This window comes from Lysinibacillus sp. GW823-FHT06C08 (assembly GCF_058795135.1).
In genome coordinates, this window is the sequence record NZ_JBXAHN010000015.1 from 41,237 (window position 1) to 54,844 (window position 13,608).

15 protein-coding genes and 1 rRNA gene are annotated in these 13,608 nt (G+C 36.6%); 1 reads left to right on the top strand and 15 read right to left on the bottom strand.

The window, feature by feature from the left end; translation table 11 throughout:
• Positions 1 to 82: 82 nt before the first annotated feature.
• The 3 genes from AC1Q6O_RS22005 to metG all read right to left on the bottom strand — a co-directional run bounded on the left by AC1Q6O_RS22005 (position 83) and on the right by metG (position 4,445).
• Complete coding sequence (locus tag AC1Q6O_RS22005; RefSeq protein WP_008181616.1) at positions 83 to 1,294, bottom strand: resuscitation-promoting factor; 1,212 nt, start codon at positions 1,292 to 1,294, stop codon at positions 83 to 85.
• 135 nt (positions 1,295 to 1,429) lie between these two features.
• On the bottom strand, positions 1,430 to 2,200 hold the full coding sequence (locus AC1Q6O_RS22010) for a TatD family hydrolase (RefSeq protein WP_008181618.1): 771 nt from the start codon (positions 2,198 to 2,200) through the stop codon (positions 1,430 to 1,432).
• A 253-nt stretch (positions 2,201 to 2,453) separates the two neighbouring features.
• Complete coding sequence (metG, locus tag AC1Q6O_RS22015) at positions 2,454 to 4,445, bottom strand: methionine--tRNA ligase (protein ID WP_275444058.1); 1,992 nt, start codon at positions 4,443 to 4,445, stop codon at positions 2,454 to 2,456.
• Between the two features lie 334 nt (positions 4,446 to 4,779).
• Here metG and abrB point away from each other — a divergent pair, with 334 nt between their 5' ends.
• Complete coding sequence (abrB, locus tag AC1Q6O_RS22020; protein WP_004229214.1) at positions 4,780 to 5,058, top strand: transition state genes transcriptional regulator AbrB; 279 nt, start codon at positions 4,780 to 4,782, stop codon at positions 5,056 to 5,058.
• Positions 5,059 to 5,242: 184 nt separating this feature from the next.
• Here abrB and rsmI read toward each other — a convergent pair whose 3' ends face one another.
• The 12 genes from rsmI to rrf all read right to left on the bottom strand — a co-directional run.
• Positions 5,243 to 6,118: a 16S rRNA (cytidine(1402)-2'-O)-methyltransferase gene (rsmI, locus tag AC1Q6O_RS22025; RefSeq protein WP_008179722.1), complete on the bottom strand. Its 876-nt coding sequence runs from the start codon at positions 6,116 to 6,118 to the stop codon at positions 5,243 to 5,245.
• Positions 6,115 to 6,378: a GIY-YIG nuclease family protein gene (locus tag AC1Q6O_RS22030; RefSeq protein ID WP_008179720.1), complete on the bottom strand. Its 264-nt coding sequence runs from the start codon at positions 6,376 to 6,378 to the stop codon at positions 6,115 to 6,117. Before AC1Q6O_RS22030 ends, rsmI begins: the two co-directional genes overlap by 4 nt.
• Positions 6,362 to 7,111, bottom strand: coding sequence for a tRNA1(Val) (adenine(37)-N6)-methyltransferase (locus tag AC1Q6O_RS22035; RefSeq protein ID WP_239355390.1), 750 nt, complete (start codon positions 7,109 to 7,111; stop codon positions 6,362 to 6,364). Before AC1Q6O_RS22035 ends, AC1Q6O_RS22030 begins: the two co-directional genes overlap by 17 nt.
• 63 nt (positions 7,112 to 7,174) lie before the next feature.
• Entirely contained in the window at positions 7,175 to 7,531 is a 357-nt protein-coding gene (yabA, locus tag AC1Q6O_RS22040) for a DNA replication initiation control protein YabA (protein WP_043990641.1), read from the bottom strand.
• Positions 7,532 to 7,558: 27 nt separating this feature from the next.
• Positions 7,559 to 8,374 carry a PSP1 domain-containing protein gene (locus tag AC1Q6O_RS22045; protein ID WP_008179715.1) on the bottom strand — a complete coding sequence of 272 codons (816 nt, stop codon included), beginning with the start codon at positions 8,372 to 8,374 and terminating at the stop codon, positions 7,559 to 7,561.
• A complete protein-coding gene (holB, locus tag AC1Q6O_RS22050) occupies positions 8,367 to 9,371 on the bottom strand; it encodes a DNA polymerase III subunit delta' (RefSeq protein ID WP_008179713.1) in 1,005 nt (334 codons plus the stop codon). Before holB ends, AC1Q6O_RS22045 begins: the two co-directional genes overlap by 8 nt.
• A 297-nt stretch (positions 9,372 to 9,668) precedes the next feature.
• Positions 9,669 to 10,109, bottom strand: a complete 441-nt coding sequence (locus AC1Q6O_RS22055; RefSeq protein WP_008179711.1) for a YaaR family protein — start codon at positions 10,107 to 10,109, stop codon at positions 9,669 to 9,671.
• A gap of 131 nt (positions 10,110 to 10,240) precedes the next feature.
• Positions 10,241 to 10,570: a cyclic di-AMP receptor DarA gene (gene darA, locus AC1Q6O_RS22060; protein WP_004229230.1), complete on the bottom strand. Its 330-nt coding sequence runs from the start codon at positions 10,568 to 10,570 to the stop codon at positions 10,241 to 10,243.
• A gap of 146 nt (positions 10,571 to 10,716) precedes the next feature.
• Positions 10,717 to 11,346 carry a dTMP kinase gene (gene tmk, locus AC1Q6O_RS22065; protein WP_346037468.1) on the bottom strand — a complete coding sequence of 210 codons (630 nt, stop codon included), beginning with the start codon at positions 11,344 to 11,346 and terminating at the stop codon, positions 10,717 to 10,719.
• A gap of 18 nt (positions 11,347 to 11,364) precedes the next feature.
• Positions 11,365 to 12,789, bottom strand: coding sequence for an aminotransferase class I/II-fold pyridoxal phosphate-dependent enzyme (locus AC1Q6O_RS22070; RefSeq protein WP_216604829.1), 1,425 nt, complete (start codon positions 12,787 to 12,789; stop codon positions 11,365 to 11,367).
• Positions 12,790 to 12,984: 195 nt separating this feature from the next.
• The gene (locus tag AC1Q6O_RS22075; RefSeq protein WP_008179701.1) at positions 12,985 to 13,422 is read right to left on the bottom strand and encodes an SRPBCC family protein; all 438 of its coding nucleotides are present in this window, start codon (positions 13,420 to 13,422) and stop codon (positions 12,985 to 12,987) included.
• Between the two features lie 110 nt (positions 13,423 to 13,532).
• A 5S ribosomal RNA gene (gene rrf, locus AC1Q6O_RS22080) occupies positions 13,533 to 13,608 on the bottom strand; the annotation flags it as partial.

Genomic DNA, 13,608 nt, shown 5'->3' on the forward strand with positions numbered 1-13,608 from the left:
AAAAATAAAAAAAGAAGCTTTCCTGCCAGTCAAAACAGGAAAGCCCTTAGTGAAAAACATTTTGATTTATTTTACAATTTTTTTAATTTAATACTTTAATACGCACTTTCTTACGTCCCCAGTTGCGTGCTTGGGTATCTGTTTGTACAAGTATATCGATCTTATTACCCTTAATTGCGCCACCAGTATCTCCAGCAATAGCTGTACCATACCCTTCAACCCAAACTTTTGAGCCTAGCTTAATAACAGAAGGGTCTACTGCTACAACCTTCAAGTTGGAATTTGAACGCAAGTTTATACCAGTTGCCGATGTACCTGAGCAACCGTTGCAATATGGCGTATAGGCTGTTGCTGTTACATAGAACTCTTTACCGCTTGATGGCTCTGCTGAACCACGCGATACAGTCGCTGCACTTGCAACTACAGTTTTAGTTCCGACTGCAACTACTTGCTTTTTCGGCTCTTTTAAAACTGCCTCAGATTGTAGATTCTTTGCTACAACCTTCCCATTTTCTTTGACAACTTCATACGTACGAGAAACAGAACCCTTCTGTCCTGTTGCTACTACCTTTTCTTTCCCCTTTTGCAATGAAGCATCTTGCTTCTTTTCAACTGCGAAATCTAAAGAGTCTTCCACTACATCGATAACCTTTTCTACGCGAACTACTGTGATTTTACTCGCCGGAGTAAGAACGTCCTCCAGGTTATTTTCGACACGATCGAATTCATTTAACTGAATTCCTTGTTGTTTTAAAAAGTTAGCGACCGTAGTCGAAGTGGACCATACTTGTCTTTTGTTTACGCCATCGACAAGCGTTAATTGAAACGCTCTTTGAATATCGATTTTGTTTTCTGCGCCTAGCTCAGTATCTAGACCTTGTGCTAAAGAGTCATGTTCAGATACTTTAATATTCGCTTCCTTCAAAATGTCTTTCACTAGTGTTTCAGTTGTCCATACTTTTGACTGATTTCCATCAACTGAAATTGTTACTTCTTTTGCCTGTTCCCATTGAATTGCTAAGCCATTAACAATTTTGGTGTTCAGAGAGGGTGATATTTTATCATGCGCTGCTACATCTATATTTTGATCTTGTAATAATTGTTCTACAGTTTTGGCATGTGTGGATACTTCGATTGTTTCTCCATTTGCTTCAAGCTTTACGGCTTTTTTCGTACCTTGATAAAGCACGAAAGAGATTACAGATACAAACAGGACAAGTGAAATAATTCTTATCACTGTTTGCTTACTCCTCAATGATCCTAAGAACAAGTTTTTCATGGAATTATTTGACATGAAAAAACGCCTCCTTAATACAAGGTTGGATTATACGGACTAGTTTTGACACTGTCAACCCGAAAGTATTTCTTTGAAAATTGACTTCTTTGTTTTTGCCAACCGTAAACCCTGTATTGGAGGCATCTTAGCTAGTTAACTGTCAATCCCAAAAAATTTTTTCGCATTGTCGGTAGTTGCTTGTGCAATTTCCTCGATTGTCAACCCTTTCAAACGTGCAATTTCTTCCGCCACTAATGGCACAAAAGCGGGTTCATTGCGCTTTCCACGGTAAGGATGTGGCGCTAAATAAGGGGCATCAGTTTCAATCATTAAGTGCTCAAGAGGGATATCCGTAGCCACTTCTTTTGGCAAACGTGCATTTTTGAATGTCACAGGTCCCCCAAGACTAATCATAAAATTCATAGCAATACATTCACGTGCTGTCTCTACACTCCCACTAAAGCAGTGCATAACACCCCCTACAGATGCTGCATTTTCTTCACGTAAAATATTTACAACATCCCCTGTTGCATCCCTATTATGAATGATAATTGGTAAATCAATCTTTTGCGCTAACTGTATTTGTTTGCGGAAAAGTGCCTGCTGAACATCCTTTGGTGATTTATCCCAATAGTAGTCCAACCCAGTTTCACCAATACCGACTATTTTTGGATGTGCTGCTAATTCCTCAATCCACTCTAAATCTTCCTGCGTGCAATCAATGGCGTCGACCGGATGCCATCCAATAACACCGTAAACAAAATCATATTGCTCTATTAGCTCCATAGTTCTTTCAATGGTTTTACGATCAAAACCTATAACCACCATTTTTTCTACTTTAGCTTCTAAAGCTCTATTGATTACATCTTGAAGGTCTTCCTCGTATTGATCTGCGTTTAAATGTACATGTGTATCAATAAACATCTTCATTCTCCTAACATAGATTTTATTAAAATTTATTATTTCATATTTTTCGTAAGCATTACAAATTTGTTACAAACGATTCGAGTTTGTGACAATTCACTTAATCGACAAAGCTCGAGTTGGTCCTATATACCTAAAAATCCATTAATTTTACAGTATATAAATTATTTTAAAATAACAATAAGACTAATTCTACTAGCAGATTTGAAAAGCCTGCTGAATAATATCTATTCAGCAGGCCATTCTTCGTTTGTTACTTTACTTTTGCACCATTTTCAAGTTTTGAATCTACAGATGCTAATTTTAAAATCCCATCTTTTTCCCCAGCTAGGATCATACCTTGTGATAATTCACCACGTAATTTAACTGGTTTTAAGTTTGCTACGACAATCACTTTTTGACCAACTAATTCATCTGGAGAATAGAATTTTGCAATGCCTGAAACTACTTGGCGTTGCTCGTATCCTAGGTCGACTTGAAGCTTTAATAATTTATCAGCTTTAGGCACCGTTTCACATGCGGTTACAGTCGCAACACGAAAATCAATTTTCATGAAATCATCAATAGTAATTTCAGGAATTTCTGGGTTCCCATCACTCTTTGTCTCACTTTTAACATCTTCTTCTTGTGAAGTTTTTACTGAACCACGCATTTCTTCACGGATATAAGCAATTTCAACTTCATTTTCCAAACGAGGGAAAATAGGTATCCCTTTTTCTACCACTTTAATGTTTGCTGGAATAGTATTGCCGAATGTTTCAATTGTATCCCATGCTAAGAATTTGTCATCCAAACCAAGCTGTTCCATCATACGTTTAGGTATTGTTGTCATAAATGGTTGTAACATGACAGCAATTTGATGTAAGCTTTCTGCCAAATTTCGCATTACTGAACCTAATTTTGGTTTATCCGCTTCTTCTTTTGCTAATACCCATGGTTGTGTTTCATCTATATACTTATTCGTGCGTGATACTAATGTCCATAAGTCTGCCAATACCACACTGAATTGCATTTTTTCCATACTTTCTTCATATTTAATACGTACCGACTCAGCCTGCTCTTTTAATGCTGCATCAAATTCTGTCGATTGAAGATTCTCTGAAGGAATTATGCCATCGTAATATTTGTTAATCATGGAAATAGTACGGTTTAATAAATTACCTAAATCATTTGCAAGATCAAAGTTTGTGCGTTCAATAAATGATTCTGGAGAGAATACTCCATCTGAACCAAAAGGTAATTCGCGTAAAAGGAAATAACGAGTCGCATCAAGGCCATAACGTTCGATTAACATTTCTGGATAAATGACATTACCTTTTGATTTAGACATTTTCCCGTCTTTCATCATAATAAAGCCGTGTGCAAAAACCTTTTTCGGTAATGGTAAATCTAAAGCCATTAAGAAAATTGGCCAATATATTGTATGGAAGCGAACGATATCTTTCCCTACTACATGCACATCTGCTGGCCAATATTTGTTGAATAATGTTTCATCATCTGAAAGATATCCTAATGATGTAATATAATTCGTTAATGCATCTACCCATACATAGATAACATGTTTGGGATCCCCAGGTACTTTAATACCCCAGTCAAAGGAAGTTCTCGATACTGATAAATCTTCTAACCCCGGTTTAATAAAGTTATTAATCATTTCATTTTTTCGAGACTCCGGTTCAATAAACCCAAGGTTTTCCTCATAATAAGATAATAAACGATCCGCGTATTTCTTCATATTAAAGAAGTACGATTCCTCTTTTACTTTATGGACGGGGCGACCACAGTCTGGACAATTGCCATCAACTAGTTGAGTCTCTGTAAAGAATGATTCACAAGGCGTACAATACCAGCCTTCATACTCACCTTTATATATATCTCCATTATCTAAAAACTTTTGGAAAATCTTTTCGACAGCTTTTGTATGTCGTTCTTGCGTTGTTTGAATAAAATCATCGTAAGAAATATCCATTAACGCCCAAAGCTTTTTCGCAGCCTCTGCAATTTCATTGACATAATCCTGAGGATGTTTGCCCGCTTCTGCTGCCTTCTCTTGAATTTTTTGTCCATGCTCGTCCATACCTGTCAAAAAACGAACATCATAACCACGTAAACGTTTATAACGTGCTATCGCATCTGATGCAACTGTTGTATATGCCGTACCAATATGAAACTTCCCACTTGGATAGTAAATGGGTGTTGTTATATAGAATGTTTTCTTTTGTTCACTCACAAGAACTGCCTCCATTGTTTTACAATATACTTTCTATTCTAACGAAGTCCGAAATTCGTTTCAATGAAAGTTTATTATTTGCGAAAATTGTCGAATAATATATTTAATCCATTTACTGACTTAAATAAGAACCTTTTATACTATAATCAAAAATATTTATTAAAAACCTTTTAAAAAAACAGAAAAAACAGCATTCTTCTCAAAAAAATTTTTAAAAAACCATAATATTAGTGCATTAATTAATTGACGTTTATGGCATTACTTGGTATGATAACTATCAGACAAAGAAATGATGTCGAAATTTGACGAAATGCCAATATAACTTTTATAAATTAGGAGGAAAACTATTATGAAATCAACAGGAATTGTTCGTAAAGTCGATGAGTTAGGTCGTGTAGTAATACCTATCGAATTACGCCGTACACTAGGTATCGCTGAAAAGGATGCTTTAGAAATCTATGTGGATGATGATAAAATCATCTTAAAAAAATATATGCCTAATATGACATGTGCTGTTACTGGCGAAGTTTCAGATGATAACTTCCGTCTAGTTGGAGGCAAATTAATTTTAAGTCCAGAAGGCGCTGAAATGTTAGTAAAAGAAATTCAATCAAACTTAAAAAAATAATGCTTACACACCTAAATCAAGACAGTGATTTAGGTGTTTTTAATATAAACGTATACTATCTACTATACCCAAATTGTGAACCCCTTATAATGTCCATGTCAGACCTTTATATGTAAGGTTACTATTATTTACATTTGTATTCAATCCAAAAAATTAAGAGCTACCCTAAGGTAACTCTTAATCGTCATTGATTATGATATTCGTTATAGACATCTCTCTTCGCTAGTTGTCGTTCCTTGGCTACTTCTTTAATGGCTTCTTTAGAACTTACATCGTTTTGTTGAAGGATATAATCCACGTGCTCGATAATAGACAGTGTATGCCAATAAGCCTTTTCAGAATCTTCCACTTCAACTTCCTGATTCCCCTCAAGGACTATACAAAATTCACCACGTATTTCTTCTGTTTGTGACCATTCTATAGCTTCTGCTAGGGTGCCACGCAAAAATTCCTCAAATTTTTTAGTCAGCTCTCGTGCTAAAACAATATGACGATTTCCGAGAATAGCTTCCATATCTTTTAATGTTTCCTTTAAGCGATGAGGTGCTTCATATAATAAAATCGTTTCTTGTCGTTTTTTTAATTGTTCTAATTGTTGGCGACGATCTTTTTTTCCACGATTTAAAAAACCATAAAAGAAAAATGGCTGAGGTGTTAATCCTGAAGCGATTAATGCAGTTATTGCTGCATTTGGACCTGGTATAGGCACAACCGGAAAGTTTTGAGCAATTGCTTTTTCAACTATATCTGCACCAGGATCAGAAATACAAGGTAAACCTGCATCACTCACTAATGCGATGGTCTTCCCTTCCTGTAGAAAAGTTAATAATTTTTCTCCACCTACAGCTAGATTATGTTCATGGTAACTCATTAAAGGTGTGTCAATTTCAAAGTAGTTACATAATTTCTTTGTATTTCTAGTATCCTCTGCTGCAATAATATCAGCTTCTTTTAAAATACGGAGCGCCCGTACACTAATATCCTCTAGATTTCCGATAGGTGTCCCTACAAGATATAAACAGCCTGTCTGATCGTGTATTGTACTTTTTTGTGATTTCACGATTCACCCCTCCTTATATACATTATTTTTTGAGTTCTTGTTAGTTGCTTAAAAGCATATTCTGCGCGCATTGCCTCTTCCTTTGTTTCAAATTCTTCCTTATAAATACACTTTACTGGCCCTCTAGCTCTTGTATATTTTGCCCCTTTGCCAGCATTATGTACAGCTACACGCTTTTCTAAATTATTTGTATAGCCTGCGTAAAGTGATTGATCCGCACACTCTAGCACGTAAAAATAGTGACTATTGCTCTTTTCCATAAAGAATCTCTCTCACTTCTGCTGTGTATTCATTATTCTCATTATAGACATACAATGGTGGTAATATTTTTAAATCAGGCTTCCCATCCTTTATTCCTTCTATTAATAATGTATTGGCCTCTTTTCCTTCTTTCGGATAAATAAGCTGCATTCGTTTTGGCTCTAAACGATTTGCACGCATTGCCGTAACTATATCTAATAATCGACCTGGTCGATGTACAAATGCTGCTTTCCCACCTTGCTTTAATAATTTGCTTGCTGATTGAATGGCCTCTTCTAATGTTAAATAGAGTTCATGTCGTGCAATAGCATGATGCTCACTAAGATTTTTATCACTAGCTTCATGCGCTAAAAAATAAGGGGGATTGCACGTAACAACATCATATTTTTCAATGCCCAGTTGTTTCGGTATTTCTTTTACATCTCCAAGAATCATTTGAATTTGATTTTCTAATTGGTTATAGCGAACACTTCTCTCTGCCATATCTAGCAAGCGTGGTTGAAGCTCAACTCCTGTTATTTGCCCCTTCGTTCGTGCACTTAAAAAGAGAGGGATTACACCATTTCCCGAGCATAAATCTACAATACTTCCTTTATGAGAGGGAATATTGACAAACTTTGAAAGCAATACCGCATCCAATGAGAATGAAAAGACAGATGGACTTTGAATAATACGTAAATTCTCAGCCAATAAATAGTCTAGACGTTCATCACCTTTTAGCCATTTTTCCATGCTAATTCCTCCTATGCTACAAAAGAAAAGACTGATACCACCATGGTGGGAATCAGCCTTCTATTATACATTTTGTTTATTTAAAAATGATAGACAAAACAGACAATCTTCACCTTTTCGAGAGCTTCCAAAATGAACATGACAAACATGGAAACCTTCCTGGTATAGACGAGCTAGGTTATCATAGCCTTCACCTATATCTAGCGGACTCTCTTTCTTTACTTCAGCAGCTTGTACGGAGTGTGTATTTGAAAGTAGTTCTTCTAGACGTGTGCGAAGATGATGATTTTCTGTTTCGAGTGCCTTATGCTCTTCCATCATTAACGCTACAAATTGTTTCAATGCACTAAATTGCTCCTGCATTGCTTCGAGCTGTTGTTCGAACTCCATAACGGTATCTAAGAAATTACGGTCCTTCACCCAAGCCACCTCGTTAAATTCTCTATCTTATATAAGATTTTTTTCGCATGCTAGCAGTTCTTCTAGTGTATACTCAACTGTGCGCTCCTGCTCTTGTAAATATACTTGAATAAGTCTTTCCAGCACATTTAAACCTACAACTTTACCGCGGCCATCTGGTGTCATAGCTACTTCACCTAAATCTGGCATACCTTCTTTTGCCTCTTCATACTCATCATTCTCATACTTTAAGCAACACATTAAACGTCCGCAAAGTCCTGATATTTTTGAAGGATTTAAAGATAAGTTTTGATCTTTAGCCATTTTTATAGAAACTGGCTCAAAATCTCCTAAAAATGTAGAGCAACATAGCATACGACCACAAGGCCCAATGCCTCCTAATAATTTTGCTTCATCACGAACACCGATTTGGCGAAGTTCGATACGTGTTCTAAATACCGAAGCTAAATCTTTTACAAGATCCCTGAAGTCAACTCGTCCTTCAGCTGTAAAATAAAAAATGATTTTATTACGATCAAATGTATACTCAACATCTACAAGCTTCATTTCTAGATTATGTTCTATAATTTTAGTACTCGCAAGTTCAAATGCTCGTTTTGACTCAGCAGCGTTTTCTTCTACTTGTATACGATCACGATCATCCGCCGGTCGAAGTACTTGTTTAAGTGGTAATACAACATCATTATCACCTACTACTTTTTGAGGGACAACCACTTTACCATATTCGACGCCGCGCGCTGTCTCAACAATAACATATTGACTATCTTCTAATAGAAATGATGCTGGATCAAAATAATATATTTTACCCGCTTTTTTAAAGCGGACTCCTACTACATTATACAAATGTATATCCCTCCTGCAGATTTAGCATTAACTGCTCCATCAATAACGTCCTATTCATGTTACGCTGTAAAGATGCACGCGCCTGTAAAATAGATTCCATTTGCTTAGACAATTGCTCATAAGTGGAATATAACGCGACTTCTTTGAATAGTGGTAACATGTCTGGATAAGTACAAGCTGCCTCGGGATTAGCTTTTATTGACACTATATCACGGTAAGCAAATAGTAGTAAATCCATTGCTTGCTCTATTTCGCTTTTTTCTTTAAAGTGTGGTAGCCACTCCTCGTGCACAATAAGCATGGCCTCATGTACATTTTGCCGAATAGCTTCTACTAATTTTAACACTGTTTTTCGAGCAAGTGCAAACTGCTCATCACTTGCTAAAAATATCGCCATTTCGAGCTCGTTCGTCATCATACTTACGGTTGAAGCCATCGAATGCGAAATATTATTTTCCTGTAAATGCTGTAATAAAACATGACGGGGCATTTTTTGGAATTTTATGTGTTGGCAACGCGAGCGGATCGTTGGTAGTATCGATTGCATTTGCTCTGTTAATAAAATAGCAGTAACCTCACCATCCGGCTCCTCTAAAAATTTAAGTATCATATTGGCAGAAGCAGTGTTGAGACGATCTGCATGATGAAGAACATAGATTTTGCGTCCCTCTTCTACGCCCATCATTTTCATTTCACCAATTAATTCACGCATTTGATCAATCTTAATAAATTGACCCTCTGGATAAATTTGATGAATATTTGGATGATTTCCCGAATCCACACGTCTGCAATTTCGACATGTTTCACATGGAACATTTTCATTTGGGTGCTCACATAGCATTAGTTTGACAAAAAAATGCATAATATCTGCTTTGCCTGTCCCTTTTTCACCGTCAAAAATGTACGCATGTGCTAATCTATTTTTGTCAAAAATCGTTTGAAGTTGCTTCATTACAACTGGTTGTAGCGCGAATAGCTCTTCAACATTCTTGGCCATATATTTAAAATTCCTTCCTGTTTCTATTGTAAAGATGGGACTGTTCCACTCTTAACTTTCCATAGAAACATTGCAGTAGTTCTTTATTGGCGATTGCGTTTTGCGTAAAATTGCCACTGTCACCTCACACATTTGGGAAGATAATCACAGCGTTCTTTATTAACAGATATTCTTGATTCAAAAATGAAATGATAAGTATTTAAACGCTATTGGTTTTCAATTGATCATGGGTCTACTATTGAATGAAGGTAAATATTCGAAAAAAGCCCGCGCCTATAGGAGAATGAGACACGGGTTTTACATATATAAGTTAATTAGTAAGCCTTTAATCTCACCGATTTTATCAAGGAGGTCAATCGCTTCTTTCTCTTCGTCTAAAAGATCTTGCGCAAGTTCAACCAGACGTGTATCAATAGTATCAATGATTTTTAAACGTCTTCCTTCACCAAAACGATTCCAAGTATGAGATTGCTTTAATTCCATACCATGTTCTACTGTCTCTTGTAGAAATCGTTTAACTAGCATTTTAAACCTAGCAAGTTCTCGTAAATTACGCGATCTCGCAACTCGGTCACCTGCAGTAGATATATCCCCTAACAACCTTGTCAATTGCTCAGTTTGCAACTTTGTTCCTTGCTTGACGACCATATCCCCAAATCGGTTATTTTGATTATTATTTTGTAGTGGCTCTTTACGATTTGTATTTAACCCGACGCGTATATCTTGATTAATTTTCAAGCTTGTTTCGCCCCCACGATCTTTATCTATTTCTCCTCAGCATGATTGCTTTAGGATAACAATAGGCTAAATCCTAGTCATGATTCTGCCTTTCAAACAGTGAACCCTAATGTTTATGAGGAGGCTCTTTTTTAAAAATGATGGAATTGTTCAATTGGTAAAACAAAGACAGTGGCTCCTCCTACCTCAACCTCTACAGGATAAGGAATATAGGAATCAGCATTTCCCCCTAGTGGAGAAACTGGCGCAACCATCTGCTCCCGAGCACGACAATTATCCCGAATAATATCTAAAAGTTTGGGTATGAGAGAGTCTTCAGTTCCTATAAGAAACGTCGTATTTCCTGAACGTAAAAATCCTCCTGTGCTCGCTAATTTAGTTGCGCGAAACTGATTTTTCGTTAAAGCATTTGATAAGCGGCTGCTATCCTGATCCTGCACTACAGCTACGACTAACTTCATTCGCACTCACCCCTTTTATAAAATTAACCTAAATAGGTTTCAATATTATTCCTAAACTTTTAATACTCCCACTATTAATAATCTAATTGAAGATAAAATAATGGATAGTATCATTATATCACATTGTTATAGACAACTTCATGTATTTACTGTATTGCGTCCAATAATAATGACCATACATCTTCAACAACGCTATCAATATCTTGGTCAGCATTCACAATACGTATACGTTCTGGATAACGCTCAACTAGTAGTAAATACCCTTCATGCACCTTTTGATGAAACGGTAAACTTTCAACATCTAAACGATTTACTTCGCGATTTCCCGTTGCATAAATACGTGCTAACCCTACTTCTGGTGCAATATCAAATAATATCGTCATATCAGGTAATTTCTTTCCGATAGCGAATTCATTAATGGAAAGCACCTCATCAATACCTATACCTCTTGCATAACCTTGATAGGCTAAAGATGAATCGATAAAACGATCACATATTACCAACTTCCCAGCATCTAAAGCAGGTTGAACCTTTTCAAAATAATGCTGGCTTCTTGCTGCGGCATATAACAATGCTTCAGTTCGTTCATCCATTGCTGTATGTGCAGGATTTAAAATAATCGTTCTTATTTTTTCTGCAATTTCAATTCCACCAGGTTCTCTTGTTGCTAGAACATCAATATTTATTTCTACTAACCGCTCTGCAATCTTTTGAATGACTGTTGTTTTCCCTGCTCCTTCTGGACCTTCAAATGTTATAAATAAATTGCTTTTCATGCTGTTAATTGCCTCCAACTATTTAATGACCTGAATCAATTTTTCTGTTAAACGATGATTTCCTTGAAATGTTGCACCTGCTGCTAGTAATTCTTCTAATTGACTTAGTTTTGCTACTGTTATTCTTTCTCCTGGCACTAGTAATGGAATGCCGGGTGGATAAGGAATAATCATACTTGCTGATATTCGTCCCATTGTTCGCATATATGGTAACCATTCTTTATTTAAAGATGCAATCTCATTGAAAGTATAAATAGGCTCAGTTATCTGAACAAACTTATAAGCTGCTTGAGAAGCCTGGCTGCTATCAGTTTTTGCTGTTTCTAATAGCAATGTCACAGCTTCCTTTATTCGGACTCTTATTTCAGCAAACGGATAGGTATGTCCTTGCTTGAGTAATGGTAATATGAATAAAACTTGATTCCTATCAGCTAACTCCCCATAGACATGCACTGCCTCTAGCGCCTCCTGTAATTGAAAGCCACTATAACCTTTGACACGTAAAAGTAATTTGAGAGGGTCATCTACTTCAATAACTTCCAAAGAGCCAATTGATCGTAATGCTTCAACCCATTGATTCCTTTTTTCTATTATATATGCCCCATCACTCTCCATATATGTCTGTACATAATAACGAGCATCATCTAATGAAGCTAATAGCACATAAGATGGGCTACTAGATTGTAGCATACGTAAATAGTGATGGATTTTGTCAGCTTCTATTAACTCCGATCTCACATGCATAAAGGATGCCATCGTCATCGCAGGTAGAGTTTTATGCGCTGATTGTACAACAACATCTGCCCCAAGAGACAAAGCTGATGGTTGAAATAATGAACATGCATGAAAGTGAGCGCCATGTGCTTCATCCACCAATACAGGGATCCCCTTTTCATGGCAATAAGCAATTTGTTGCTGTATTTCACTAGAGGTTACCCCATAATAAGTAGGATATGTTAAAACAACCGCTTTCGCCTCTGAATAATTTTCTACAGCTTCCTTTAAATCCTGAAACGTAACATGTGTTGCCGTTAATGTTCGTTCATCCCATATCGGTGACACGAAAATAGGCTTGGCTCCAACAAGTTCAATGGCATGAAATATAGACTTATGCGCATTCCTTTGAACAATAATGGTATCGCCTTTTTGACAAGTAGCGTAAATCATTGCTAAATTTCCAACGGTAGAGCCACCTACCAAAAAGAAACTTTTCATCGCTCCATATGTATCCGCTAATAAATGTTCTGCTTCTAAGATCATTTCCTCAGGATAATGCAAATCATCCAGTCCTGATAATTCAGTTACATCATAACGCATAACATCCTTAAATGCTTGCGGAAGGTGAGACAGTTCGCCATGCTTATGGCCAGGGACATGAAAAGAAATATTTTGTTGTTGTCGAAAACGTTCTAATCCCTCGATAATGGGCTTTTTCTTTTGCAAAACAAACACCTATTTTCGTTATATTCTCACCTAATTATACGAGATTATAACGCGATAAAAAAGTCATCCCTCAGTAAGCTGCTCTATATTTATAGGAAAAGTTATAATTTTTCAATAAAATGCCTTACTATTATAAAAACCGACCATTGCCTCCTTCTGCAATAGTCGGTTCTCCACCCTTTATAAATGAAACTATTAATCTTTTGCTACCGTCAAAGCCATTTGACTAACAAGTTGCTCCACCAATTGTGGAACAAACTTTTCTAATACGGGATTCATCATTCCTGCTAAAAAGCCACTAGCCTTCATAGTTAAGCTACCAGTAAGTAGGAGTGATTCATCTTGATGCTTAATTTCAAATGACCCATCACCATTTATCGGATCCGATAGGCCAACTAAATCAAATAAGACTTGATGTGGTTCTGAAGATTTCAATTGAAGCTCCACCTTCACAGCCTTTTGAATGATGCCGAAGTCACCTTGAAAAACCCAAATCATATTATTTGCATTTAGCAACTCATGATGCAAATAACCTGGTATTAAAACAGCCCACTTTTCTCTATTTTGAATAAAGCTCTCTACCTTTTCTCTCTGTATATAAATTGCGTCACTCGTATATAGTCCTGTAGCCACTGTATTTCATCCCCTTTGTCCAATCTTTACCATTATATTTTACCATTTTTGATGCTTACAAAGACAGACAAAAATAAAAACCGCCGAAATATATCTCAGCGGTTTCAATTGCCTAGCGACGTCCTACTCTCACAGGGGGAAGCCCCCAACTACCATCGGCGCTAAAGAGCTTAACTTCCGTGTTCG

What these genes read in the sequence shown, in the direction of transcription:
- AC1Q6O_RS22030 (WP_008179720.1), bottom strand. Translation starts at nt 6,378, where the DNA reads ATGGAAAAGAGCAATAGTCACTATTTTTACGTGCTAGAGTGTGCGGAT.
- metG (WP_275444058.1), bottom strand. Translation starts at nt 4,445, where the DNA reads ATGGAGGCAGTTCTTGTGAGTGAACAAAAGAAAACATTCTATATAACA.
- abrB (WP_004229214.1), top strand. Translation starts at nt 4,780, where the DNA reads ATGAAATCAACAGGAATTGTTCGTAAAGTCGATGAGTTAGGTCGTGTA.
- AC1Q6O_RS22010 (WP_008181618.1), bottom strand. Translation starts at nt 2,200, where the DNA reads ATGTTTATTGATACACATGTACATTTAAACGCAGATCAATACGAGGAA.
- darA (WP_004229230.1), bottom strand. Translation starts at nt 10,570, where the DNA reads ATGAAGTTAGTCGTAGCTGTAGTGCAGGATCAGGATAGCAGCCGCTTA.
- AC1Q6O_RS22005 (WP_008181616.1), bottom strand. Translation starts at nt 1,294, where the DNA reads ATGTCAAATAATTCCATGAAAAACTTGTTCTTAGGATCATTGAGGAGT.
- AC1Q6O_RS22035 (WP_239355390.1), bottom strand. Translation starts at nt 7,111, where the DNA reads ATGGAAAAATGGCTAAAAGGTGATGAACGTCTAGACTATTTATTGGCT.
- tmk (WP_346037468.1), bottom strand. Translation starts at nt 11,346, where the DNA reads ATGAAAAGCAATTTATTTATAACATTTGAAGGTCCAGAAGGAGCAGGG.
- holB (WP_008179713.1), bottom strand. Translation starts at nt 9,371, where the DNA reads ATGGCCAAGAATGTTGAAGAGCTATTCGCGCTACAACCAGTTGTAATG.